General features: G+C 43.0%; 3 protein-coding genes. 1 reads left to right on the top strand and 2 read right to left on the bottom strand.

All coding sequences use genetic code 11. The annotated features are described in order from the left end of the window. Positions 1–268: GNAT family N-acetyltransferase (locus tag ELS82_RS23760; protein WP_134837618.1), on the bottom strand; the 268-nt coding region annotated here is incomplete at its 3' end. A gap of 337 nt (positions 269–605) precedes the next feature. Here ELS82_RS23760 and ELS82_RS26510 point away from each other — a divergent pair. Next, positions 606–767, top strand: a complete 162-nt coding sequence (locus tag ELS82_RS26510; protein WP_167489505.1) for a hypothetical protein — start codon at positions 606–608, stop codon at positions 765–767. Between the two features lie 1462 nt (positions 768–2229). On the opposite strand, the gene ELS82_RS23740 is transcribed toward ELS82_RS26510, so the two are convergent. Next, on the bottom strand, positions 2230–2589 hold the full coding sequence (locus ELS82_RS23740) for a hypothetical protein (protein ID WP_072606153.1): 360 nt from the start codon (positions 2587–2589) through the stop codon (positions 2230–2232). Between the last annotated feature and the right edge of the window lie 743 nt (positions 2590–3332).

The raw sequence follows: 3332 nt of genomic DNA, 5'->3' as shown, positions 1-3332 counted from the left end.
CTAATAACTGAGTACCTATATTTTTCCCTTGGTGGTTATTCGAAATATATAAGTGATGTATAAAATTTTCTGGTTCCCAGATTGAAATAAACCCTAATACCTCACTACCAGCAACAGCGACCAAAACACGTTCACCTTCAGTGTCACGGCTAAAGTCTGAAAGTTGATAGCCACTTGTATCAAGCCAAGTAAACGTGGAAACCTTAGCACTCAAATACAGCTCGCTTAGTGCTTCCAAGAAGTCATCACTGTAGTCTTTGATTTCCATATATACCCTTCCGAAACCTAACGCCCAATTAACGTGTGAGCAGCGCATACTCTGAACTTGAATACTGCGCCGTAAACACTAAATTCAACCTGAACTCAGAGCGCCAAGCGTTGCGAATCACTGTTGAATTGTTTGTTATGTTTTACCACAAATACATGATTTGCTTGAGAAAGAACTACTATTTCTAACTAGTTTTCTGAAGTAAACCACAAGGGAAGAACCAACTTGTCCACCAAAGGCGATTAACCTAAAGCCAGTAATTCTACTTCCCTTCCCAATGAGGCAACCCGACCAAGAAGCAACAAGCGCCCTATCTTTCCAACCAAAGCGCAAAACAATGTTGAATTGCCGAGGCAACTGCCAAGCTGAAATGCTGCTTGTTAATGAACCTGAAAGCGACTTTGAGCCAGTTAAACAAGAAGCCGACCGCCACGACCTGACAATGAAGCAACCCGCGAATATTGGCATGTTTTACGGCCTGAGTGATTTAAGAACTTAGACCGACAATGCGGATTTGCTGAGTCTACTAAGGACGAATTGCCAGAGGGACAAAGAACTAGAGCCTAAGAACTTTAAGCCTTTGAAATACAGTTAAACATAACGCCAAATTAAGTAGTGAGCAACGCTACCACCTAAGCTAAACCATTGTGCCGTAAACACTACAGCTGACTCAAACCAAAAGTGCCAAGCGTTGCGAATCTGCTTAAATTTATTGTTATACAGCTAATGCAACGACCTATTTTATGGATTTTTCTCCATATACCAAAATAGTATTTAAGCAACACACTACTACTAGCAGTACTAAATAAAGCGGCTTATCTTCACCTAAGTACAAGCCTATACTTCCGGCGATAAGAAGTAAGTTTGAAAAAAGACCTATAAAGCTGCGTAGTTTCTTTACCGAATAGTCGACTAGTGAATGACTAGCAATGTGAAAAATTGAAAAGCAGAACAAGACACCAATTGACAGCTCACAGAAGTAGAACAAACGATGACAAGAAGACCAAAACACCACAACCATCACTGCTATCGGAACAAGAGATATTAAAGCTCCATTGTGTCTAGCCAATAAATGCCAATTCATATTGGAGAACCCCTACAAACTCCATGCCTGCTTTTAATCATAGAGGGTCAGCCATAAATCACCTCTCAATTAGACCCAAAATTTTACTTACTAAAGTGTCTACTAAACGTGGAGGACTCGGGATGTATAACGCCCTGTTAAGGTGTGAGCAACGCAATACCGAAGCTCCCGCATGCCACCTTAAACACAAAACGCAACGCATAGTAAAAATGCCACGCGTTGCGAATCACTCTTAAACAGATTGTTATGTTTCTTGGATTCAAGTACGAAGTGCGACACCTCTGAACATAAAAACAGTGAGATGCGATAATCATGAAGTTTGCTCCCGCCAAGAAGCAAACCACAAGGCTAGAACCAACTTGGCCGTCAAAAGCGACCAACCTAAAACAAGCAAGTCCACTTCCCTGCCCAATGAGGCAACCCGACTAAGCTCCAACAAGCGCCCTGTCTTTCCAACCAAAGCACAAAACAATGGCAAATTGCCGAGGCAACTGCCAAGCCGAAATGCTAATTGGCGAAGAACCTAGAAGCGACTTTGAGCCAGTTAAATCAGAAGCCAACCGCCACGACCTGACAATGAAGCAACCCGCGAACATTGGCATGTTTTACGGGCTGAGAGATTCAAGAACTTAGACCGACAATGCGGATTTGCTGAGTCTACTAGGGACGGATTGCCAGAGGGACAAAGAACTTCAGCCTAAGAACTTTAAGCCCTTGAAATACAAGTAAACATAACGCCCTGCTAAGGGGTGAGCAACGCAATGCCGCAGCCCCCGCATACCACCTTAACCACTAAAACTAACGCATAGTAAAAATGCCACGCGTGCCGAATCACTCTTGAACAATTTGTTATGTGCGTAGTTCAAAACCCGCACCGTTAACTGAGTTTTGTCGGAAGATCTACTGGAATTTCAAATTGAACACGATGTGCAGTATGCGATTCGTCTAAATTCTTCACGCCGCCACCGATTGATAAAACAGCCAGTTTAGCTTTTGCGCTAGCATCAACTCCGGATGTTTCTTTTACTTGCAGTGCGATATCAAACTTGATGGTCTGTTTTTCTGGACGCACATTAGAATCAGTAGATCCAACAACACCGAATCCATCGCTCTGATATTCTGTATGAGTTCGAGCTGGATTTACTTTACCACCGAGTCTCTCAACTTCTTCCGTTGCATCTTTAACGCCCTTTGCAATCTGGACAAGAGTTTCTTTTATGTATTCATCTAGCTGCATTTTTTCTCCTAGCACATAACGCCCAATTAACGTGTGAGCAGCGCAGACACTGAACTAAACCACTGCGCCGTAAACACTAAATTCAACCCGAGGTGAGAGCACCAAGCGTTGCGAATCACTGTTGAATTGTTTGTTATGTTTTACCACAAGTTACTGACTTAATTGAGAAAGAACTGCTATTTCTGACTAGTTTTCTGAAGCAAGCCACAAGGCTAGAACCAACTTGGCCGCCAAAAGTGACCAACTTAAAACAAGCAAGTCCACTTCCCAGCCCAATGAGGCAACCCGACTAAGCTCCAACAAGCGCCCTGTCTTTCCAACCAAAGCGTAAAACAATGACAAATTGCCGAGGCAACTGCCAAGCCGAAATGCTAATTGGCTAAGAACCTAAAAGCGACTTTGAGCCAGTTAAACAAGAAGCCAGCCGCCACTACCTGACAATGAAGCAACCCGCGAACATTGGCATGTTTTACGGGCTGAGAGATTCAAGAACTTAGACCGACAATACGGATTTGCTGAGTCTACTAGGGACGAATTGCTAAAGGGGCAAAGAACTAAAGCCTAAGACCTTTAAGCCTTTGAAATACAAGTAAACATAACGCCGCGTTAAGTAGTGAGCAACGCCACAACGGAACTTAACCATACCACCGTAAACACAAAAACCAACGATGGAATGAAAAATGCCATGCGTTGGGAATCTGTCTTAAACGCTTTGTTAGTGCTCTTTTTTTAGAAACTCACCA

The organism is Vibrio ouci, from assembly GCF_004551525.1.
Taxonomy (GTDB): Bacteria; Pseudomonadota; Gammaproteobacteria; order Enterobacterales; family Vibrionaceae; genus Vibrio; species Vibrio ouci.
The sequence above is the reverse complement of the archived record's forward strand: the minus strand, read 5'-3'. Positions and strand labels throughout refer to the sequence as shown.

Coding starts and splice junctions, on each gene's coding strand:
- ELS82_RS26510 (WP_167489505.1), top strand. CDS start 606: ATGTTGAATTGCCGAGGCAACTGCCAAGCTGAAATGCTGCTTGTTAAT.
- ELS82_RS23740 (WP_072606153.1), bottom strand. CDS start 2,589: ATGCAGCTAGATGAATACATAAAAGAAACTCTTGTCCAGATTGCAAAG.